We start from the raw sequence: 20,842 nt of genomic DNA, 5'->3' as shown, positions 1-20,842 counted from the left end.
CCATGCACCTGCTCAGGACTCAGCCCGGTGGTTTCGTCGCGGACGACAATATCGCCGACCTTGGCCAAACGCCCGCCGAGCTGGTGGTCCTGTGCAGCGGCGATTCCAGCCTGGCGCTGCTGGCCGAAGCGGCCCGGCAGCTGCCCGACGATTACCCGAGCCTGCGCCTGGCCAACCCCATGCAGGTGCAGAACCATGCCTCGGTGGACCTGTATGTCGACGAGGTGCTGCGCCACGCCAAGGTGATTCTGATTTCGCTGCACGGCGGTATCGGTTATTGGCGCTACGGCGTCGAGCGCCTGGTGGAGCTGGCCGAGCGCGGCGTGAGGTTGATCCTGGTGCCGGGGGATGATCGCCCGGACCCGGAACTCAGCGGCCTGAGCACGGTTAACGCCGAACAGCGCGACCGCTTGTGGCAGTTCCTGCGCCAGGGTGGGTTGGGCAATGCGCTGGATTTCTATCGCTGCCTGGCCAGTGCTTACCTGGGCCGCGACTATGCCTGGGCCGAGCCGCACACCTTGCCGCGCACGGCGATTTATCACCCGCGCCACGCCAGCCCGCGGTTGAGCGATTGGCAAGCGGATTGGCGCGCCGAGTGGCCGGTGGCGGCGGTGCTGTTCTATCGCTCGCATTTGCAGGCGGCCAATACCGGCTTTATCGATGTGTTCTGCCAGCGCCTGCAGGCGGCGGGGCTGAACCCGTTGCCAATGGCGGTGGCGAGTTTGAAAGAGCCGGGCTGCCTGGCGGTGGTCGAGGACTTGCTGGATGAAGTCGGCGCGGCGGTGATCCTCAATACCACCGGTTTCGCCCAATCCAGCCCGGAAGCGCCGCATCTGCGCCCGTTTCGCCGCAATATCCCAGTGATCCAGGCCATCTGCGCCCAGGACAACCAGCCCGGCTGGGAGGCCAGCGAGCAAGGCCTGGGCCCGCGGGACCTGGCCATGCACATTGCCTTGCCGGAACTGGACGGGCGCATCATCAGCCGGCCGATCAGCTTCAAGGATCTGGCCTGGCGCAGCGAGCGCAGCCAGTCCGACGTGGTGTGCTACCGCGCCGCGCCCGAGCGCATGGATTTCGTCGCCGAACTGGCACGGCGCTGGGTCGAACTGGCGCGGGTGCCGAATGCGGACAAACGCATCGCCCTGGTGCTGGCCAACTACCCGACCCGCGACGGTCGCATCGGCAACGGCGTCGGGCTGGACACCCCGGCGGCGGCGCTGAATATCCTGCGGGCGCTGCACGCCGAGGGCTATCCGCTGCCGGATGCGCTTCCCGACAGCGGCACCGCGCTGATTCACGAGCTGCTCGGCGGCGTCACCAATGACCTCGACAGCCTGGACCTGCGCCCTTGCCATCAGAGCCTGGGCCTGGACGAGTACCAGGCGATGTTCCTGCGCCTGCCCGAGGCCAACCGCCAGGCCGTGTTGCAGCGCTGGGGTGCGCCGCAGCAAGACCCGATGTGCCGCGATGGCCGCCTGATGATCGCGGGCCTGCGCCTGGGCCTGACCTTTGTCGGCATCCAGCCGGCGCGCGGTTACCAGGTGGACGCAAGCGCTGTGTACCACGACCCGGACCTGGTGCCGCCCCATGGCTACCTGGCGTTCTATTTCTGGTTGCGCCACACCTATGGTGCCCACGGCGTGATCCATGTCGGTAAGCACGGCAACCTGGAGTGGCTGCCGGGCAAGGGTGTGGGGCTTTCGGAACACTGCTGGCCGGATGCACTGCTCGGCCCGCTGCCGAACATCTACCCGTTTATCGTCAACGATCCGGGCGAGGGCGCCCAGGCCAAGCGTCGTACCCAGGCGGTGATCATCGACCACCTGATGCCACCGCTGACCCGCGCCGAAACCTACGGCCCGCTGCGCGACCTGGAGCTGCTGGCGGACGAGTATTACGACGCGCAACTGCTCGACCCGCGCCGCGCCCGCGAGTTGCAGAAAGACATTCTCAAGCTGGTGCGCGAAACCCGCATCGACCAGGAACTGCAATTGGATGGCGACGCCGATGCCGCGATTTGGCTGCCGCGCCTGGACACTTACCTGTGCGACCTCAAGGAGTCGCAGATCCGCGACGGCTTGCACATCTTTGGCGAATCGCCCCAGGGCCGTCTGCGCATCGATACCTTACTGGCCTTGCTGCGCATCCCGCGCGGCGCTGGCCGTGGCGCGCAATCGAGCCTGCTGCGCGTACTGGCCAAGGCATTCGCGCTGGGCTTCGACCCACTGGACTGCGCCCTGGCCGAACCGTGGACCGGTCGGCGTCCCGAGCTGTTGCAAGGCATTGATGCGCAGCCGTGGCGCACCGCTGGCGATACCCGCGAGCGCCTGGAGCTGTATGCGGCGCGGCTGATCGAACAGGCTCTGCAAGGGCCCCTGGAGGTACTGCAGGCACCGGGCTGGGAAGAGGTGAACGCGGTGATCGAGCACTTGCGCAGCATCGTCGCGCCACGCCTGGACGCCTGCGGCCCGGCGGAAATGCGCGGCTTGCTGGATGCGCTGAGCGGCCGTTTCGTGCCGGCCGGGCCCAGCGGCGCGCCGAGTCGCGGGCGCCTGGATGTGTTGCCCACCGGGCGCAATTTCTTCAGCGTGGACGTGCGCAATTTGCCCACCACCACGGCCTGGCGCATCGGCTTCCAGTCGGCCAACCTGATTCTGGAGCGGCATTTGCAGGATCACGGCGACCACCTGCGCCAACTCGGTCTGTCGGTGTGGGGCACCGCGACCATGCGCACCGGCGGTGACGATATCGCCCAGGCCATGGCGCTGATGGGCGTGCGGCCGGTCTGGGCCACCGGCAGCCAGCGGGTGGACGACTTCGAGATCCTGCCGATCAGCCTGCTCGACCGCCCGCGCGTCGACGTGACCTTGCGCGTGTCGGGGTTCTTCCGCGATGCCTTCGCCAACCTGATCCGCCTGTTCGACGCGGCGGTGCAGGCCGTTGCGGCCCTGGACGAACCGGACGATCTGAACCCACTCGCCGCCAAGGTGCGCAGCGAGCGCGAGGCGTTGCGCCAATCCGGGCTGGACGCCGAAGCGGCAGCGAAACAGGCCGGCTGGCGGATCTTCGGCGCCAAGCCTGGGGCCTACGGCGCCGGTGTGCAGGGCGCGATCGACGGGCGCCTGTGGCAAAGCCGCGCGGACCTTGCCGAGGTCTACCTGAACTGGGGTGGCTACGCGTATGGCGGGTCCGACGAGGGCACCGTGGCCCGTGAGCAGTTTGCCCAGCGCCTGAGCCAGGTGCAGGCAGTGCTGCAAAACCAGGACAATCGCGAACACGACCTGCTCGACTCCAATGACTATTACCAATTCCAGGGCGGCATGCTCGCCGCCGTGGAAACCCTGAGCGGCGACAAAGCCGCCAGCTACCATGGCGACCACAGCCAGCCGGACCTGCCGAAGATCCGCACCCTGAAGGAAGAGCTGAACCGGGTGATCCGCGCCCGCGCCGCCAACCCCAAGTGGATCGATGGGGTGAAGCGCCACGGCTATAAAGGCGCGTTCGAGATGGCGGCCACCGTGGAGAACCTGTTCGCCTTCGACGCCACCACCGCGCTGATCGACGATCATCAATACGCCTTGCTCGCCGATGCCTACCTGCTCGACCCCGACACCCGGGCGTTCGTGCAGCAGCACAACCCCGCCGCATTGCGCGACATGACCGAGCGCATGCTCGAAGCCCAGCAGCGCGGTCTGTGGCAGGCGCCGGGTGCCTACCGTGAAGCGTTGGAAAACCTGTTGCTGGATATAGAAGAAGACAGCCAATGACCGATATTCCCCATTTTCCACTGTCCGCCGTGGTCGGCGCCGATGACCTGAAACTGGCGCTGTGCCTGGCGGCCATCGACCCCAGGATAGGCGGCGTACTGATCGAAGGCCCGCGAGGCATGGCCAAGTCCACCCTGGCCCGTGGCCTGGCCGATCTGCTGGCCAGCGGTCAATTCGTGACATTGCCGCTGGGGGCCACCGAGGAGCGCCTGGTGGGCACCCTGGACCTGGACGCCGCGCTGGGCGAGGGCCGTGCGCAGTTTTCCCCGGGCGTGCTGGCCAAGGCCGATGGCGGCGTGCTGTATGTCGATGAAGTCAACTTGCTACCCGATCACTTGGTTGACCTGCTGCTGGACGTGGCCGCCAGCGGCACCAACGTGATTGAGCGCGACGGCATTTCCCACCGCCATTCGGCGCGGTTCGTGCTGATCGGCACCATGAACCCGGAGGAGGGCGAGTTGCGCCCTCAACTGCTGGATCGCTTCGGCTTCAATGTGGCGTTGAGCGGGCAGACCCTGCCTGCCGAGCGCGGGCAGATCATCCGGCGCCGTCTGGATTTCGACAACGACCCCGCCGTCTTCTGCGCCGAGTGGGCCGAACAGCAGACGGCGTTGCGCGAGCGCTGCACTCAGGCGCGCGCGCGGCTGGACAGTATCGCGCTGGATGACCGCGCCCTGGCGCAGATTGCCGAGCGCTGCTTTGTCGCGGGGGTCGACGGCTTGCGCGCTGACCTGGTCTGGCTGCGCGGCGCCCGGGCGCACGCAGCGTGGCGGGGCGCGGATGAGATCGCCGAGGAAGATATCGAAGCCGTCGCGGAATTTGCCTTGCGCCACCGTCGCCAGGCGCCGTCCGCACCGACCAGCCCGCCTAATCAGGGGCAGTCGCCGACACCCTCGGACACCTCGCCCGCCCAAGGTCAGTGGGGCGATATGCCCGCACCGGCGCTGCCCACCGGCGCTCGCCGAGACGTGCCCGCCTGGCCAAAAAAGCCCTAGGCATCCGTCCCCGACCTGACGCGGGGACGGATGCCCGCCCCAAGGCAGGGCGACTGGACAACGGCAGGCAGGGTAAGGCGCGCAGCGCGCGGCAGGGCGCAATCAACTGGCCCGGAACCTTACTCGGCGGCCGGCCGCATTCCCGTGAAGACCTGCGCTACCATCTGCGCAGCCGTTCGGCCCATGAGTTGTGGCTGGTGATTGTCGATGCGTCGGCGTCTACCCGGCGGCATCGTGCGTTAACCGACGCGAAGGGCTTGCTCGCCCAGCTGTTTGACGACGCCTACCGGCAACGCGCGCGCATGGCGTTGTTGACCGCCAGTGGTCAGGTGCCGAAATGGCAGGTTCAGGGGTTGAAAGCTGCGAAAGGCCTGACCGGCTGGCTGGATCAGTTGGGCGCCGGCGGTGGAACGCCGTTGCTGGCGGCGCTGACCGAGGCGCAGCATTGGTTGATGGCGCGACGCAAGCAGTATCCGGCTGAGCAGCAGCGTGTGTTGGTGATTACGGATGGGCGGCTCAAGGACATCGGCGGGTTGCCGTTATTGGCGTGTGCGGGGTTGCTGGTGGATATCGAGCGCGGGCCGATCAGGCTGGGGCGGGCCCGGGAGTTGGCGGCTGGGTTGCAGTTGGATTATCGGCATATCGATAAGTTGTAGTGCCGGTGTCGCCGCTATCGGGGGCGAGCCCCCTCCCACACTCGACAGCATTCCAAAGGGTGTACTCGGTCAAATGTGGGAGGGGGCTTGCCCCCGATGAGGCACTCACCTACACCACCCCCTCCATCAACCAGCCCCCGGCACATTCGGCCAAAGGTCCGCCACCAGAAACAAGCGCTCGGCTTCCTCCCAACCTTCACCGTTCTGCACCATGCGCACCAGCAGCTGCGCGGGCGCCATCGGATCAAGGTCGGCCAGCCAGGCCTGCATCTGTTCCTCGCTCCACACCTCGTCCGCCGGGTAGTGCGCCGGCGCCAGCCAAGCATGGCGGGGCAGGGGTTGCCAGCGTCCGGGCGCGCTGACCGCGACAAAATCCCGCCAATCGCGCTGATGCAACCAACGCCCGCGCAGGTGCTGAGGGTGAGCGCCAGCCGGTGGTTCGGCCAGGCCGGGCCAGGGATAGAGCAAATACCCGCCCAGCCACAAATGCGCATCGAACGCCTGAATACCCAGCGCCGCCAAGGCTTCACGGCTTTCCGGGCGTGCCGAAATCGGCAGTTGGTGCTGGGCCAGGTGCGCCAGTTTGCGGTCCAGCCGGTCGTGACAGCCGGGGCCCAGCCACTGCGCACTGTCCTGGCCGTTGCCATCCTGCGGGCCGAGGTAGAGTTTGATCGCCAGTTCCAAGTGATGCACGCCGTCGCGGTCGCGCAGCAGCATGTCCAGCTCGCCGAGGGTATGCCCGGCGCGGCGGATCGGCAGGTTGGCGGCCAGCAGTTCCACGCCCGGCGCATGCTGCACGGCGAATTGCCACAAACGCTCGTAGTACAGCCCCAGGCGTCGGGTGCGTGACAGGCTCAACCAGTGCCGCAGGGCGCCGCTGTCCTGGTCGAGGCTGTGCAGCCAGTGTTCGAGCCGATCCGGCGCTTGCACCCAGTCACTGCCCGCCAGCGGGTGGCGCTGCGGCCAGGGCGCGCGCGCCAGCATCGGCGGGGCGAGGATCACCCACGCCAGGTCGCGCACCTCGGGGTGGCGCAGCAGGCGGGGCAGGTTGAGCAGATCGGGGAACACAGTCATGGTCCGAGCATAGCCTTTTCACTGCGTTGAAGGGGGCTGAGAACCGTTGTCATCAAGGCTCCGTGGCGACAAAGGATTTTGCCTGGCGCGACCTTTCGCCCATAATCGTTTCTTTTTTGCCACACCCCAACGCCCGCAGGAGCCCCATGGAGCAATTTCGCAATATCGGCATTATCGGTCGCCTGGGCAGTACCCAGGTGCTGGACACCGTCCGCCGGCTTAAGAAGTTTCTGCTCGAGCGCCACCTGCATGTGATCCTCGAAGACACCATCGCCGAAATCCTTCCCGGCCACGGCCTGCAGACTTCGTCACGCAAGATGCTCGGCGAAGTCTGTGACATGGTGATCGTGGTCGGCGGCGACGGTAGCCTGCTCGGCGCGGCCCGTGCGCTGGCGCGGCATAACGTGCCGGTGCTGGGGATCAACCGGGGCAGCCTGGGGTTTCTCACCGATATCCGCCCCGATGAGCTGGAAGTCGAAGTGGCCAAGGTACTCGACGGCCACTACCTGGTGGAAAACCGCTTCCTGCTGCAAGCCGAAGTGCGTCGCCACGGGGAAGCCATCGGCCAGGGCGACGCGCTGAATGATGTGGTGCTGCATCCTGGTAAATCCACGCGCATGATCGAGTTCGAGCTGTATATCGATGGTCAGTTCGTGTGCAGCCAGAAGGCCGATGGCCTGATTGTCGCCACGCCCACCGGCTCCACTGCCTATGCACTGTCCGCCGGCGGCCCGATCATGCACCCCAAGCTCGATGCCATTGTGATCGTGCCGATGTATCCCCATATGTTGTCCAGCCGACCGATTGTGGTCGATGGCAACAGTGAGCTGAAAATCGTGGTGTCCAAAGACATGCAGATCTACCCGCAAGTCTCCTGCGACGGGCAGAACCATTTCACCTGCGCCCCCGGTGACACCATCACCGTGAGCAAAAAGGCACAGAAGTTGCGCCTGATCCACCCGCTGGATCACAACTACTACGAAGTGTGCCGCACCAAGTTGGGCTGGGGCAGCCGCTTGGGGGGTGGAGGCGACTGATGCTCGATCCCGCGCGTAGCTACGACCTGATTGGAGACGTGCACGGATGCGCTCATACCCTTGAGCACTTGCTCGACCAGTTGGGGTACCACAAGCAGGCCGGCACCTGGCGACATCCGTCGCGCATGGCGGTGTTCCTCGGCGATATCATCGACCGTGGCCCACGCATCCGCGAAGCGTTGCATATCGTCCACGACATGGCCGAGGCCGGCCAGGCGCTGTGCATCATGGGCAACCACGAGTTCAACGCCCTGGGCTGGACCACGCCGGCGCCGCCGGGCAGCGGCAAGCAGTTCGTGCGCGAGCACACCCCACGGCACGCGCGGCTGATCCAGGAAACCCTGACCCAGTTCGAGCAGCATCCGGCCGACTGGCAGGACTTCCTGGGCTGGTTCTACGACATGCCGTTGTTCGTCGATGCCGGGCGTTTTCGCGTGGTGCATGCCTGCTGGGATCAGAGTTTCATCGAACCTTTGCGTGCCACGTTCCCGGATGGCTGCATCGATCCGCACTTCCTGCAGGCCGCCGCCGTCCCCGGCAGCTTTGCCTGCAATGCCTTCGACCGCCTGCTGCGCGGCACCGATATGCGCCTGCCCGGCGGTCTGACGCTGACCGGCGGCGACGGCCTGACGCGTTCGTTCTTTCGCACCAAGTTCTGGGAAGACGATCCCAAGACCTACGGCGACATCGTGTTCCAGCCCGACGCGCTGCCCGAGCCGGTGGCGCGCACGCCGTTGTCGCCCCATGAAAAAAATTCCCTGCTGCGCTATGGCGTCGACGAGCCGTTGCTGTTTGTCGGCCACTACTGGCGCAGCGGCAAGCCGGCGCCGATTCGCCCCAACCTGGCCTGCCTGGACTACAGCGCAGTGCTGTACGGCAAGTTGGTGGCCTATCGACTGGACCAGGAAACACGCCTGGATCCGAGCAAGTTCGTATGGGTCGATGTTGAGCGGCCGCAGGTGATGAAATGAGCAGCGTGGCGGTATTGCGCTTGCCCCTGAGCGTCGACCTCGGCGGTTTCGTCAAGCTGCTGCAACGCATGCAGGTGCCCCATCGCGTCAGCGAAGAGGCCGGCGAGCAGGTCTTGTGGGTGCCGGAAAGCATCAGCGACGATGTGCGCGTGTTGTATCAACGTTTCCCGGCGGGCGACCCGGACCGGCAATTGGACATTCCGGAGCAGGCGCCCGTGGCGCGCCCTGGCTTTGCCCAGCAAGTGCGACGCAGTCCGGTGACCGCGCTGGTGCTGCTGGCCAGCCTGGTGGTGGGGGCGTTGACCCTGCTGGGCGACAACCTGCAGGCGATGAGCTGGCTGAGCTTCCTGCCATTTCGGGTGCTGGGCGAATATATCCAGTTCACCCCGCTCGCCGACAGCCTGGCGTCGGGGCAGTGGTGGCGGCTGGTCACGCCGATGCTGCTGCACTTCGGCATCCTGCACCTGGCCATGAACGGCATGTGGTACTGGGAACTCGGTCGGCGCATCGAAGCGCGCCAGGGCAGTATCAACCTGCTCGGCCTGACCCTGTTATTCAGCCTGGTCTCCAACTACGCGCAATACGCCTACGGCGGGCCCGGCCTGTTTGGCGGGTTGTCCGGCGTGTTGTATGGCCTGCTGGGGCATTGCTGGATCTATCAGCTGTTGTCGCCCAACCCGACCTATCGTCTGCCCCGTGGGGTGCTGGCGATGATGCTGATATGGCTGGTGCTGTGCCTGTCGGGGCTGGTATCGATGATCGGCTTCGGTGAAATCGCCAACGCGGCCCATGTGGGCGGGCTTGTGGTCGGCTGCTTTACCGGCTTGCTGGGCGGGCTCTACAGCCGCCGTAAAACGCCTCTTAATTAAAGGAAGAGCCTTCATGTCCTCTTTTGCTGAAATGATCGAAAACATCACCCCGGACATCTACCAGAGCCTCAAGCTCGCCGTGGAGATCGGCAAGTGGTCCGACGGCCGCAAGCTCACCGCCGAGCAGCGCGAGCTGTCGTTGCAGGCGATGATCGCCTGGGAAATCCAGAACCTGCCGGAAGACCAGCGCACCGGTTACATGGGGCCGCAGGAATGCCAGTCGAAGTCCACCACCGTGCCGAACATCCTGTTCAAGTCGGACGCGATCCATTGATTGAAATTGGGCGCGGTGCAGTCAGTAAAATGTCGGCGAAACTCGGTGAACCGACCGTTCAATATGCGTTTCGCCTGGGCGATACCGAGGTGCCGGTCAACCCGTTGATCGGCACCCACGTGCGCCTGGAATACCTCGGTGCCATTCATTGCAGCCATTGCGGACGCAGGACCAAGACCAGTTTCAGCCAGGGCTATTGCTACCCGTGCATGACCAAACTGGCCCAATGCGACCTGTGCATCATGAGCCCCGAGCGCTGCCATTACGACGCCGGCACCTGCCGCGATCCGGGCTGGGGCGAGCAGTTCTGCATGACCGACCACGTGGTGTACCTGGCCAATTCCTCCGGGATCAAGGTCGGCATCACTCGCGCCACCCAGTTGCCGACGCGTTGGCTGGATCAGGGCGCCAGCCAAGCGTTACCGATCATGCGCGTGGCCACGCGCCAGCAGTCCGGTTTTGTCGAAGACTTGTTTCGCAGTCAGGTGGCCGATAAGACCAATTGGCGGGCATTGCTCAAGGGCGACGCCGCCAGCGTGAACCTCAAGCAAGTGCGTGACGATCTATTCGCCACCTGCGCCGAGGGCCTGCTGGGTTTGCAGGAACGCTTTGGCCTGCAGGCCATCCAAACCATTGCCGACGTCGAACCGATCGAAATTCGCTATCCGGTCGAGCAGTACCCGGCCAAGATCGTCAGCTTCAACCTGGACAAGAACCCGATTGCCGAAGGCACGCTGTTGGGGATCAAAGGCCAATACCTGATCTTCGACACCGGCGTTATCAATATTCGCAAGTACACGGCCTACCAGCTCGCCGTGCATCAGTAGAAGGATGCTCACCATGCGCACCGAACAACCGAAGATGATTTACCTGAAGGACTATCAGGCGCCGGACTACCTGATCGACGAGACGCACCTGACCTTCGAGTTGTTCGAGGACCACAGTCTGGTCCACGCGCAGCTGGTGATGCGCCGCAACCCCGAGCGTGGCGCCGGCCTGCCGCCGCTGGTGCTGGATGGCCAGCAACTGGAGCTGTTGAGCGTCAATCTGGGTGACAAGGAACTGACCGAGGCCGACTATCAGCTGACGGACAGCCACTTGACCCTGCAGCCGACCCGTGAAACGTTCACCGTCGACACCAGCGTGCGCATCCACCCGGAAACCAACACCGCGCTGGAAGGCCTGTACAAATCCGGCGGTATGTTCTGCACCCAGTGCGAAGCCGAGGGCTTTCGCAAGATCACTTACTACCTTGACCGCCCGGATGTGATGAGCAGGTTCACCACCACGGTCATCGCTGAGCAGCACAGCTACCCGGTGCTGCTCTCCAACGGCAACCCGATCGCCAGCGGCCCTGGTGAAGACGGCCGCCACTGGGCGACCTGGGAAGACCCGTTCAAGAAGCCCGCGTACCTTTTCGCCCTGGTGGCCGGTGACCTGTGGTGCGTCGAAGACAGCTTCACCACCATGACCGGGCGGGAAGTGGCGCTGCGCATCTACGTCGAGCCGGAAAACATCGACAAGTGCCAACACGCCATGACCAGCCTGAAAAAATCCATGCGCTGGGACGAAGAAACCTACGGCCGCGAGTACGACCTCGACATCTTCATGATCGTGGCGGTCAACGATTTCAACATGGGCGCCATGGAGAACAAAGGCCTCAATATCTTCAATTCCAGCGCCGTGCTGGCCCGCGCCGAAACCGCCACCGACGCCGCGCACCAGCGGGTCGAGGCGATTGTCGCCCACGAATACTTTCACAACTGGTCGGGCAACCGCGTGACCTGCCGCGACTGGTTCCAGCTGTCGCTCAAGGAAGGCTTTACCGTGTTCCGTGACTCGGGCTTTTCCGCCGATATGAACTCGGCGACGGTCAAGCGTATCCAGGACGTGGCCTACCTGCGTACCCATCAGTTCGCCGAAGACGCCGGCCCCATGGCTCACGCGGTGCGCCCGGACAGCTTTATCGAGATCTCCAACTTCTACACCTTGACCGTGTACGAAAAGGGCTCGGAAGTGGTCGGCATGATCCACACCTTGCTCGGCGCCGAAGGTTTCCGTAAGGGCAGCGACCTGTACTTCGAACGTCATGACGGCCAGGCCGTGACCTGCGACGATTTCATCAAGGCCATGGAAGACGCCAATAACGTGGACCTCAGCCAGTTCAAGCGCTGGTACAGCCAGGCCGGCACGCCGCGTCTGGCGGTGAGTGAGTCCTACGATGCCGCCGCCAAAACCTACAGCCTGACCTTCCGCCAGAGCTGCCCACCCACCCCGGACAAGATGGAAAAGCTGCCATTCGTAATCCCGGTGGCGTTGGGCCTGCTGGACGGCAACGGCGCCGACCTCCCGCTGCGCCTGGCAGGTGAGGCCGCCGCCGCCGGCACCTCTCGCGTGCTGTCGGTGACGCAGGCCGAACAGACCTTCACCTTCGTCGATATCGCCGAGCAGCCATTGCCGTCGCTGCTGCGTGGTTTCTCGGCGCCGGTGAAGCTGAGCTTCCCCTACAGCCGCGATCAGCTGATGTTCCTGATGCAGCACGACAGCGACGGCTTCAACCGTTGGGATGCCGGCCAGCAACTCTCGGTGCAGGTATTGCAGGAACTGATCGGGCAGCATCAGGCCGGTCAGCCGCTGCAGTTGGATCAGCGTCTGATCGACGCGCTGCGCACGGTGCTGATGGACGAAACCCTGGACCAGGCCATGGTCGCAGAAATGCTCTCGTTGCCCAGCGAAGCTTACCTCACGGAAATCAGCGAAGTGGCCGATGTGGACGCCATTCACGCGGCCCGCGAATTTGCACGCAAGCAACTGGCCGATCATGTGTTCGAAACCCTGTGGCTGCGTTACCAGGCCAATCGCGAACTGTCGCGGCAAACGCCTTATGTGGCGTCGGCCGAGCACTTTGCACGACGCGCCTTGCAGAACATCGCGTTGTCCTACCTGATGCTCAGTGGCAAATCCGAAGTGCTGGCGGCCACCCTGGAGCAGTTCGAGGCGTGTGACAACATGACCGAACGCCTGACAGCGCTGGCAGTGCTGGTCAATTCTCCGTTCGAAGCGGAAAAAGCCCAGGCGTTGGCGGTGTTCGCCGAGAACTTCAAGGACAACCCGCTGGTCATGGACCAGTGGTTCAGCGTGCAGGCGGGTAGCACCCAGCCAGGCGGGCTGGCCCGGGTCAAAGCGTTGATGGAACACCCGGCGTTCACTCTCAAGAACCCGAACAAGGTGCGGGCGCTGATCGGCGCCTTTGCCGGGCAGAACCTGATCAACTTCCACGCGGCGGACGGTTCGGGTTATCGCTTCCTGGCGGACCTGGTGATCCAGTTGAACGGCTTTAACCCCCAGATCGCCTCGCGCCAACTGGCGCCACTGACTCGCTGGCGTAAATACGACAGCGCGCGCCAGGCGCTGATGAAGGCCGAACTGGAGCGCATCCTTGCGTCCGGCGGTCTGTCCAGCGATGTGTTCGAGGTGGTCAGCAAGAGTCTGGCGTAAGGGCGGGGTGAGTTGCCGCTTCGCGCCGCGCTGCGAAGCAGCCCTATCAAAAACACCCACCGACCCAGAAAAACCGCAGCCATTTGCTCCTGACATGTTCTGTCAGGAGTAAATGCTAAGCTGCGGCTTCCTTCCCCGCCTGAGTCATCAACGTGTCGCGCACCACTCGTTTATTGACCTTATTGCAGGCCCTGCGTGGCCGAAAGCGCCCGGTGACGGCTGCCGTGCTGGCTGCGCAGCTGGAGGTGTCCGAGCGCACGTTGTACCGCGACATCGCTGAGTTGACCGCGCTGGGTGCCCCCATCTTCGGCGAAGCCGGGGTAGGGTATGTGTTGCGCAGCGGCCTGTTCCTCCCGCCACTGATGCTCAATGCCGAGGAAACCGAGGCGATCGTATTGGGGTTGCGTTATGTGGATCAGCGCGGCGACGACGTGCTCAGCCGCGCCGCCGCCAACGCACTGGCGAAGATCGCCGATGTGCTGGACCCGGCCGCCCAGGAAGCCTTACGCAACCCGACCGTACTGCCGGGACCGCCGGGTTTCGGCTATCCGGAAAACCGTGTGCCGTTGAATGTGTTTCGCGAAGCGATACGCGGCCAGGCCAAGTTGCACATTGATTATGCGGACGCCAGCCAAACCCAAAGCCACCGCCTGATCTGGCCACTGGCCCTGGGCTTTCTGAATGAGGTACGGGTGATTGTCGCGTGGTGTGAACTGCGCGGCGCCTATCGCACCTTTCGCACTGACCGCGTGGCCAGCGCCGAGGCCCGTGGCGAACGCTATCCAGGGCGTCGCAGCGACTGGCTGCGGGCCTGGCGCAAGCAGATGGAAAGTAATGAGAGCGGCCAGTTCACTCCTGACAAAAACTGACACAACCGCGGCTTAACATGGCCTGCAAAATTGACCAAAAGGAGTTGTGCCATGTCCCTTCCCGAGTTGGCCCCGGCCATCGCCGCCTATCTTGAGGCCGCCAATACCCGCGACACCTCGACCGTTGCCCAATGGTTTGCCGAAGATGCCAATGTGTTCGATGACGGCGGGCACCTTGTCGGCACGGCTGCCATTGCGCGCTGGATGCAAGACACGGCGCACCGCTATCAGCCAAGGGTCGAGGTGCTCAATGTGCAACATCGCACCGGCAAGATACTGGTGCGCAACGTGGTGTCGGGTAATTTCCCAGGCAGCCCGTTGGAGCTGCGCTACACCTTTCGCCTGAACGAGCAGGGTAAGATTTCACGCCTGGACATTTCCGTGTAGGTCATACTGGCGGGCATGACTTTCGACTCGCCGCTCGCGGCCTACCACCACGCCATCCACCAACAGGGTTTTGTTACCGACGTCGCTCAGCGCCGCGCGGTCGAGGCCCTGCAAGCGTGTCATCAGGCTCTGCATCAGGGCCGCTCATCCCTCAGCGGCGTTTACCTGTGGGGCCCGGTGGGGCGTGGTAAAACCTGGTTAATGGACCAGTTCCATCAAAGCCTGCGCGTACCCGCGCGCCGCCAGCACTTTCATCATTTCATGGGATGGGTGCACCAGCGTTTGTTCCAGTTGAGCGGTACGCCGGATCCGCTGCAGGCATTGGCGCGGGAGTTGAGCCGGGAAGTGCGGGTGCTGTGCTTCGATGAGTTGTTCGTCAGTGACATCGGCGACGCGATAATCCTCGGCCGGTTGTTTCAGGTCATGTTTGAGCAGGGCGTGGTCATGGTCTGCACCTCCAACCAGCCACCCGATCAGTTGTATGCCGATGGCTTCAATCGTGAACGCCTGCTGCCGGGCATTGCGGCGCTCAAGCGGCATATGCAGGTGGTGGCGGTGGACGGCAGTGAAGATCACCGTTTGCACCCCGGCGTTGCCCAGCAGCGCTATTGGGTCAACCAGCCCGAGGTACTCGCCGAGGTATTCGAACGATTGGCCGAAGGGCAGGCGCTGACTCGCGGGCCGCTCGATGTGGGGCATCGCAGTATCGCCACCGTACAGGCCAGCGAACACGTGCTCTGGTGCCGCTATGTCGACCTGTGCGAGCAACCCTTGGCGGCGATGGATTTTATGCTGTTGTGCGATCGCTTCGAGGCGATTCTGCTCGGCGAGGTACCTGAGTTGAGTGCGCAACGACGGCCGGGCCGGATTGCCCGTGGTACCGAAGACGCGGCCCAGCGCGTTCTGGCCGGTGACCGCGAACTGCCTGCTTTGTCGGTGCACGACGACAGCGTGCGCCGCTTTATCGCCTTGGTGGACGAGTGTTATGACCGCAAGGTGCCGTTGTACCTCGAGGCCCGAGTACCGCTGGAGCGCCTGTATACCGAGGGCTACCTGGAGTTTCCCTTCCGTCGCACCCTGAGCCGTTTACAGGAAATGCAGCTGCGGCGTTTCGGCTGATATCCGTAGGACCCGTCCGTAACGACCCGCCATCGACGGCTTTGTGCCCATGAAGCCTTCGCGCTTTCACGCAGGTATTTGTAGTTAATCTCCTTCATCTCCCGCCGACTCCATGCTTACAATCGTGCCCTCAAAGGGAGCTGATTCCCTAGTTGTTGCTATCGAGGACGGAAATGGACACCCCTGACATCCTGGTGCTGCAAGCCAGCTATACCAACGCCGTGCATGCCGAGGCGATTGCCCTGGTACTTAACCATTACGCCGAAGGCCCCATGGGTGGCGGGCACAGCCTGCCACGCGATCTGTTGGAGCAGCTGCCGGCGGAGCTGGCCAAACGGCCGCATGCGTTCAGTGTGCTGGCGTTTGTCGGCGGTGAGCCTGCGGGGCTGGTCAATTGTTTTGAAGGTTTTTCCACCTTCGCATGCCGGCCGTTGGTCAATGTCCATGACGTGGTGGTGATGGAGGGTTTTCGAGGGCTGGGATTGAGTCAGAAAATGCTGCAGAAGGTCGAGGAAATCGCCAGGCAGCGCGGGTGCTGCAAAATCACCCTGGAAGTTCTTGAAGGTAACGACGTGGCGCAATCGGCTTACCGCAAGTTCGGCTTTGAGGCAGGCATGTTCGACCCGGCCCATGGCCGCATGCTGTTCTGGAATAAATCGCTTAATTAAATTCCGGCAAAAAAAAGGCGCCAATGCATGGCGCCAAAGTTCACTGTTGCCAAAGGAGCGTAATGGCAGAGCGTGTTGCGGATTAACTAAGGATTAAATCAACTCTTGGGTTGTTGCTCGGTGGTGGATTGTTCCACCGTTGCTTTTTTGAAGTCTTTGCCATCGGCGGACGCGGTTTGTTGGGTAGCGCCGTGAGCCTGCTGCTGAATGAAGGTGAAGTTGTCATAGAACGCCTTGGAACGCTCGGAGCCGCCTTCGGCAAAGGCGGCGGCGGAGGTCAGCGTCATCAGGCCGGCAAATATCAGGGTGGAGCATTTCATCGTGGTTTTCCCATTAACAGTAATCGGTATCCGGTCATGTCATGATCAGATTCATGGGGCGACTATGCCGGTAACTTATTAAGTGGGAATTAACGTAGAGCGGGCCGGAAGTTAATCTTCCCTTAACTTAGGCTTCCTGGTTTAAAGCGTCCAATCCAATGCCAGCGTGACCGCGCGCGGATCTCCCCAATAAACACCGTTATAGAAGCCGACACGCTCGTAATATTTTTTATCAAATAGATTGTTGATATTCAGCGAAGCCGAAAGATGGTCGTCGACCTGGTAGCGCGACATCAGGTTGACCACTGTGTAAGCCTGCTGGGTCATTTTGGCGCGGGTGGTGATCAGCTTTCCGTCGGCATCGCGTTCGCCCGTTGGCCGGTTGCCGAAATCATAGAAATCGCTTTGCCAATTCACTGCTCCACCGACGGTGAGTTGACGCCACGCGCCGGGTAACCGGTAGGCGCTGGAGAGCTTCAGCAGGTTCAGCGGCTGCCCGGTATTGTTGCGTTTGCTCGCGCCGTTCACCGAGTGGGTGTAGGTGTACCCGGCTGTAAGGTTCCAGTCCGGCATGATTTCACCGGCCACCTCCAGTTCGAAGCCGTTGACTTTGTTGCCCTTGCCGCCGGACGTGTAGTACTCCTCGCCGGTGACCGGGTTCGGTGCCACCGAATAGTCGCGTTCGGCAACGTTATCCTGGGTGCTCCAGAAATACGCAGCCGCCAGGTTCACGCGCTCGTTGAGCAGGCTGCCCTTGAGGCCGACTTCATAGTTACTGCCCACCACCGGTTCCAGGTACTTCTTGTTGGCATCGCGCAGGCTCTGGGGCTTGAAGATATCGGTGTAGCTCGCGTACACCGTGTACTGCGGCGTGAGGTCATAGAGCAGCCCGGCGTAGGGCGTCCACATATCGTTGTGGGTCTGGCGTGTCTTGTCGTTGGCCGTCAGCTGATCGTTGGCATCGTAGGTCGGCAACGCGCTTTCCAGCTCCCAACTGCCGTAGCGGCTGCCCAGCACAGCGTGCAGGCGGTCGGTGAGGCTCAGGCGTGTGGCCAGGTAGCCGGCTTTTTGCTTCTTGCTGCTGTGTTCGCCCTTGAGGTCGGTGACGGTGTCGCTGAACTTGGGAATGCCACCCATGTATTTCCAATCGTCGATGGTGTAGTAACTCGCGTCCAGGCTGCTGCGCATAAATGGCGAAACGTCCCGTTGCGCCGCCTCGCCGTAGCCCATCATCAGCGCATGTTCGCGCCCCAGCAACGCATAACTGCCGGCCAGATTGAGGTCAACGGCTTCCATTCTCGAGGTGCCGCGCATATGGCTGGCCCAGGCGGTCATGCCGCTGCGGTCGTCGTTGGGAAAACCGGCGCCGCCGTAGTAGACCTTGCCATCCGTGTCGCTTTGTCGGTGGGTGTAGGCAGCCTTCAGGTGCCAGTCACCCGCCAGGCGATGATCCAGGGTCGCGAAAGTGGTTTTGTCGGTCAGTGGCCAGGAGCTCCAATGCGCCGCCATGTTGGTCGAGCGCGGCAGCCTGGCCTTGTCGCCCCGGCTGTTCCAGTAGGGCACGGTGCCCCAGGAGGTGCCTTGCACCTGTTTGTCCTGGTAATCAAACCCCACGGCCAATACGGTATCGTCCGACAGGTCACCCTCCAGAACGCCGTAGCCGACCGAGCGCTGCAGCGCATAGTTGTCCCGGAACGACTGACTGTCGCGGTAGGCCAGCACCGTGCGCCCGCGCAGCCGGCCGTCGAATGCCAGCGGGCCGCCGACGTCCAGGTAACTGTAGTAATTGTCATGACTGGCACCGCTGACGCCGGTTTTCGCCTGCCAATCGGCTGTAGGGCGCTTGCGCACCATGTTCACGGTGGCCGAAGGATCGCCGGCTCCGGTGGTCAGGCCCGTCGCACCGCGCACCACTTCGATACGGTCGTAGATGATGGTGTCGGCGTCGGACTTCATGAAGCCGAACGTATTGAGCATCCCGTCGATCTGGAAATTGTTGATGCCGTAGCCACGGGAAGAATACGACACGCGATCGGAGTCGTTGTGCTGCACGTTGATCCCGGTGGTCTGGCGCAGCACATCGGTCAGGGTATTGAGGTTGAAGTCGTCCATCTGCTGGCGGGTGATCACCGAGATCGACTGTGGGGTTTCCTTGACGGACAGGTTCAAGCGCGTGGCGGTGCTCATGGAGCCCGTGGTGTACGCCCCGGTGTGCTCGGTGGTGGCGCCCAGGCCGTCGGCGCTGATGCGGGTGGCGGTCAGCTGCAGTGGCGCGTGGCTGTCATCGGTTTCGGCGAACGACCCGGGGCTCAGCGTTACGCTGAAGAGGCCGAGCGTGAGGGACATGGAACGGGTGAGGGGCGCGATCATCGCGGCAGTCTCCTTGTCGTCTTTGCGGCCTCTTCGGTAGGAAAAGGTCATTGCTCAAAGACGAAAGGAGCTGTCGAACTTTAGGTCTAAACGAGAATGATTGTTATCTTTTTGTTACGGTGCTGTCTTTTCCTGCAGCACTACATCCGTGGCCACCGGCTTTTTCGGCTTGATCAGGCTGAAGTCGATCAACGGCTTCTGCTGGCGCTGATACGGGTCGCCAATCAGCAGTGGGCGCGGGGTGAAGCTGTCGCTCACCAGGCTCTTGCTGCGGTCCAGTTCGTTGGCGCTCAACCCGGCCAGGTCGGCCCAGGTGTGGATCAGCTGTGAGCTGCTATAGGGCCGCTGCAGGTCGCCGGCAAAATCCCAGGTATGGCTTTCGCGCCATTTCGGCGACGCGTAGGCCATGAATGGAATGGTGTACATCGGCGCGGTGGGCTTGCCCTCGTTACGGCCCAACGTGCTGTGGCCCGCCGAGTCGAACACGTCTTCGCCGTGGTCCGACAGGTACAGCAGGAAGCCATTGGGGTCGGTCTTGGCGTAGTCCTTGATCAGGCTGGACACCACGAAGTCGTTGTAAAGCACCGCATTGTCGTAGCTGTTGTAGGTCGGCAACTGGTCATCGCTGACGCCGGCGGGCACGCCTTGGCGGTCGGTGAACTTGTCGAAGCTCGGCGGGTAGCGGTACTGGTAGCTCATGTGCGTGCCCAGCAGGTGCACCACAATGAACTTGCGTTCGGCCGGATCGGCCAGTGCCTTGGAAAACGGCGCCAGGACGTCACCGTCATACTGGCGGGCGTTCTGGTTGCGATTGTTGTTGAGGTACACCTGCTCGTCGGCCTGTTCGGAAAAGGTCGTCAGCATGGTGTTGCGCTTGGTCATGGTCTGCTGGTTGGTGATCCAATAGGTCTTGTAGCCCGCCTGTTTCATCACGCTGACGATCGACGGGGTCTTGAGGTACAGGTCGGGGTTCTCTTCGTCGGCGAAGGTCAGCACCTGCTGCAGCGCCTCAATGGTGTAGGGGCGGGGGGTGATGACGTTGTCGAATACGGCCAATTGGTCGCGCAGTTTGTCCAGTTCCGGCGTAGTAGCGCGCGGGTAGCCGTAAAGGCTCATGCGCTGGCGGTTGGTCGATTCGCCGATCACCAGTACCAGGGTCGAAGGCTGGCCGGCGCCGGCATCCTTGAGGTTGGTCAGGGGCGGGATCTGGCTGGCGCTGTGGAGCATGCCCTGCATGTTGTCCAACTGCTCGGTGTAGCGGCGGTAGGCGACGATCATCTGCCAGGGCACGGCGGGCTCGATACGGGTCTCGAAGCGGTCGATGCCCTCTGCCAGCGTCTCGCTGCGAGCGATCTGCTTGACCAGCGGGTAGCCGATAACGGCCACCAGGATCGCGGTCGCCGCCACCAGCGCCTGGGCACGGGGCAGGTAGACCGGGCGAATCCGGCTCCAGAGGAAGATCGCCACGGCGGTGTGGGCGATAAAGGCCAGCACGATCCACCAGGCGAAGTATTGGGTCAGGTATTCACCGGCTTCGGAGATGTTCGACTCGAACATGATGAAGATGACGCTCTGGGAAAATTCCTGCTGGTAGACAAAGAAATATCCCAGGCTGGCCATGGAGCAGGCCCACAGCACCACGCCGATCACGGCGGCCATTACCCGGGTCTGGCGTGGAAACACCAGCACGGGCGCGAGCCACAGTGCACTCATGAAGAAGGCTTGACGAAAACCGCTGAAACCGGAGGTGCCGCTGAGTTGTATCAGCAGTTGGGTAATACCCGAGAAGTACCAGAAAAACACAAACAGCCAGCCAAGACCGGCCCAATCGAAACCTTTCGCAGACTTTGTGCTGCGTTTGAACATTGCCATCCGGCGCTCCAACCCAAGAATTTTCCAGTCGACGCGCAGGGCTGCACGCACAACGCAGGCCACTTTCGGTATCCGGTGGCCTTTGGGGGCGGGAGT

At 63.1% G+C, this 20,842-nt stretch carries 17 protein-coding genes; 13 read left to right on the top strand and 4 right to left on the bottom strand.

Annotated elements, in window-relative coordinates:
* The first annotated feature begins 2 nt into the window (after positions 1-2).
* Genes cobN through OSC50_RS13560 form a run of 3 tightly spaced genes read left to right on the top strand, consistent with a single transcriptional unit; the run spans position 3 to position 5,418 of the window.
* On the top strand, positions 3-3,767 hold the full coding sequence (gene cobN / locus OSC50_RS13570; protein WP_266249012.1) for a cobaltochelatase subunit CobN: 3,765 nt from the start codon (positions 3-5) through the stop codon (positions 3,765-3,767).
* Positions 3,764-4,762 carry a magnesium chelatase ATPase subunit I gene (locus OSC50_RS13565; protein WP_266249014.1) on the top strand — a complete coding sequence of 333 codons (999 nt, stop codon included), beginning with the start codon at positions 3,764-3,766 and terminating at the stop codon, positions 4,760-4,762. The genes cobN and OSC50_RS13565 overlap by 4 nt, the downstream gene beginning before the upstream one ends.
* Positions 4,763-4,815: 53 nt before the next feature.
* Entirely contained in the window at positions 4,816-5,418 is a 603-nt protein-coding gene (locus OSC50_RS13560) for a vWA domain-containing protein (RefSeq protein WP_219855185.1), read from the top strand.
* Positions 5,419-5,544: 126 nt separating this feature from the next.
* On the opposite strand, the gene OSC50_RS13555 is transcribed toward OSC50_RS13560, so the two are convergent.
* Complete coding sequence (locus tag OSC50_RS13555; RefSeq protein WP_266249015.1) at positions 5,545-6,492, bottom strand: DUF1853 family protein; 948 nt, start codon at positions 6,490-6,492, stop codon at positions 5,545-5,547.
* A gap of 146 nt (positions 6,493-6,638) precedes the next feature.
* On the opposite strand from OSC50_RS13555, the gene OSC50_RS13550 reads away from it, so the two are divergent.
* From OSC50_RS13550 to OSC50_RS13505, 10 genes are all read left to right on the top strand, one after another.
* The gene (locus OSC50_RS13550) at positions 6,639-7,529 is read left to right on the top strand and encodes an NAD(+) kinase (protein WP_003217892.1); all 891 of its coding nucleotides are present in this window, start codon (positions 6,639-6,641) and stop codon (positions 7,527-7,529) included.
* Positions 7,526-8,500 carry a metallophosphoesterase gene (locus OSC50_RS13545; protein WP_409567511.1) on the top strand — a complete coding sequence of 325 codons (975 nt, stop codon included), beginning with the start codon at positions 7,526-7,528 and terminating at the stop codon, positions 8,498-8,500. Before OSC50_RS13550 ends, OSC50_RS13545 begins: the two co-directional genes overlap by 4 nt.
* Positions 8,497-9,369, top strand: coding sequence for a rhomboid family intramembrane serine protease (locus OSC50_RS13540; protein WP_181077231.1), 873 nt, complete (start codon positions 8,497-8,499; stop codon positions 9,367-9,369). Before OSC50_RS13545 ends, OSC50_RS13540 begins: the two co-directional genes overlap by 4 nt.
* A gap of 13 nt (positions 9,370-9,382) precedes the next feature.
* A complete protein-coding gene (locus tag OSC50_RS13535) occupies positions 9,383-9,643 on the top strand; it encodes a YeaC family protein (RefSeq protein WP_034097057.1) in 261 nt (86 codons plus the stop codon).
* A complete protein-coding gene (locus tag OSC50_RS13530) occupies positions 9,640-10,470 on the top strand; it encodes a DUF2797 domain-containing protein (RefSeq protein ID WP_181077353.1) in 831 nt (276 codons plus the stop codon). Before OSC50_RS13535 ends, OSC50_RS13530 begins: the two co-directional genes overlap by 4 nt.
* 13 nt (positions 10,471-10,483) lie before the next feature.
* Complete coding sequence (gene pepN / locus OSC50_RS13525; RefSeq protein ID WP_266249018.1) at positions 10,484-13,141, top strand: aminopeptidase N; 2,658 nt, start codon at positions 10,484-10,486, stop codon at positions 13,139-13,141.
* 152 nt (positions 13,142-13,293) lie between these two features.
* Complete coding sequence (locus OSC50_RS13520; protein ID WP_181077233.1) at positions 13,294-14,010, top strand: helix-turn-helix transcriptional regulator; 717 nt, start codon at positions 13,294-13,296, stop codon at positions 14,008-14,010.
* A 51-nt stretch (positions 14,011-14,061) separates the two neighbouring features.
* On the top strand, positions 14,062-14,397 hold the full coding sequence (locus OSC50_RS13515; protein WP_181077234.1) for a nuclear transport factor 2 family protein: 336 nt from the start codon (positions 14,062-14,064) through the stop codon (positions 14,395-14,397).
* A 15-nt stretch (positions 14,398-14,412) separates the two neighbouring features.
* Positions 14,413-15,516 (top strand): cell division protein ZapE, encoded by a 1,104-nt coding sequence (zapE, locus tag OSC50_RS13510; protein WP_253506972.1) that lies wholly within the window; start codon positions 14,413-14,415, stop codon positions 15,514-15,516.
* A gap of 173 nt (positions 15,517-15,689) precedes the next feature.
* Positions 15,690-16,184, top strand: coding sequence for a GNAT family N-acetyltransferase (locus OSC50_RS13505; protein WP_266249020.1), 495 nt, complete (start codon positions 15,690-15,692; stop codon positions 16,182-16,184).
* A gap of 98 nt (positions 16,185-16,282) precedes the next feature.
* Here OSC50_RS13505 and OSC50_RS13500 read toward each other — a convergent pair whose 3' ends face one another.
* The 3 genes from OSC50_RS13500 to OSC50_RS13490 all read right to left on the bottom strand — a co-directional run bounded on the left by OSC50_RS13500 (position 16,283) and on the right by OSC50_RS13490 (position 20,746).
* On the bottom strand, positions 16,283-16,504 hold the full coding sequence (locus tag OSC50_RS13500; RefSeq protein ID WP_181077237.1) for a hypothetical protein: 222 nt from the start codon (positions 16,502-16,504) through the stop codon (positions 16,283-16,285).
* A gap of 141 nt (positions 16,505-16,645) precedes the next feature.
* Positions 16,646-18,874, bottom strand: a complete 2,229-nt coding sequence (locus OSC50_RS13495) for a TonB-dependent siderophore receptor (protein WP_266249022.1) — start codon at positions 18,872-18,874, stop codon at positions 16,646-16,648.
* Positions 18,875-18,988: 114 nt separating this feature from the next.
* Positions 18,989-20,746: a phosphoethanolamine transferase CptA gene (locus OSC50_RS13490; RefSeq protein ID WP_253506980.1), complete on the bottom strand. Its 1,758-nt coding sequence runs from the start codon at positions 20,744-20,746 to the stop codon at positions 18,989-18,991.
* Positions 20,747-20,842 lie beyond the last annotated feature (96 nt).

It is taken from the genome of Pseudomonas quebecensis (assembly GCF_026410085.1).
GTDB lineage: Bacteria > Pseudomonadota > Gammaproteobacteria > Pseudomonadales > Pseudomonadaceae > Aquipseudomonas > Aquipseudomonas quebecensis.
The sequence above is the reverse complement of the archived record's forward strand: the minus strand, read 5'-3'. Positions and strand labels throughout refer to the sequence as shown.

What these genes read in the sequence shown, in the direction of transcription:
- OSC50_RS13565 (WP_266249014.1), top strand. Translation starts at nt 3,764, where the DNA reads ATGACCGATATTCCCCATTTTCCACTGTCCGCCGTGGTCGGCGCCGAT.
- OSC50_RS13515 (WP_181077234.1), top strand. Translation starts at nt 14,062, where the DNA reads ATGTCCCTTCCCGAGTTGGCCCCGGCCATCGCCGCCTATCTTGAGGCC.
- pepN (WP_266249018.1), top strand. Translation starts at nt 10,484, where the DNA reads ATGCGCACCGAACAACCGAAGATGATTTACCTGAAGGACTATCAGGCG.
- zapE (WP_253506972.1), top strand. Translation starts at nt 14,413, where the DNA reads ATGACTTTCGACTCGCCGCTCGCGGCCTACCACCACGCCATCCACCAA.
- OSC50_RS13540 (WP_181077231.1), top strand. Translation starts at nt 8,497, where the DNA reads ATGAGCAGCGTGGCGGTATTGCGCTTGCCCCTGAGCGTCGACCTCGGC.
- OSC50_RS13490 (WP_253506980.1), bottom strand. Translation starts at nt 20,746, where the DNA reads ATGGCAATGTTCAAACGCAGCACAAAGTCTGCGAAAGGTTTCGATTGG.
- cobN (WP_266249012.1), top strand. Translation starts at nt 3, where the DNA reads ATGCACCTGCTCAGGACTCAGCCCGGTGGTTTCGTCGCGGACGACAAT.
- OSC50_RS13535 (WP_034097057.1), top strand. Translation starts at nt 9,383, where the DNA reads ATGTCCTCTTTTGCTGAAATGATCGAAAACATCACCCCGGACATCTAC.
- OSC50_RS13500 (WP_181077237.1), bottom strand. Translation starts at nt 16,504, where the DNA reads ATGAAATGCTCCACCCTGATATTTGCCGGCCTGATGACGCTGACCTCC.
- OSC50_RS13495 (WP_266249022.1), bottom strand. Translation starts at nt 18,874, where the DNA reads ATGATCGCGCCCCTCACCCGTTCCATGTCCCTCACGCTCGGCCTCTTC.
- OSC50_RS13550 (WP_003217892.1), top strand. Translation starts at nt 6,639, where the DNA reads ATGGAGCAATTTCGCAATATCGGCATTATCGGTCGCCTGGGCAGTACC.
- OSC50_RS13555 (WP_266249015.1), bottom strand. Translation starts at nt 6,492, where the DNA reads ATGACTGTGTTCCCCGATCTGCTCAACCTGCCCCGCCTGCTGCGCCAC.
- OSC50_RS13505 (WP_266249020.1), top strand. Translation starts at nt 15,690, where the DNA reads ATGGACACCCCTGACATCCTGGTGCTGCAAGCCAGCTATACCAACGCC.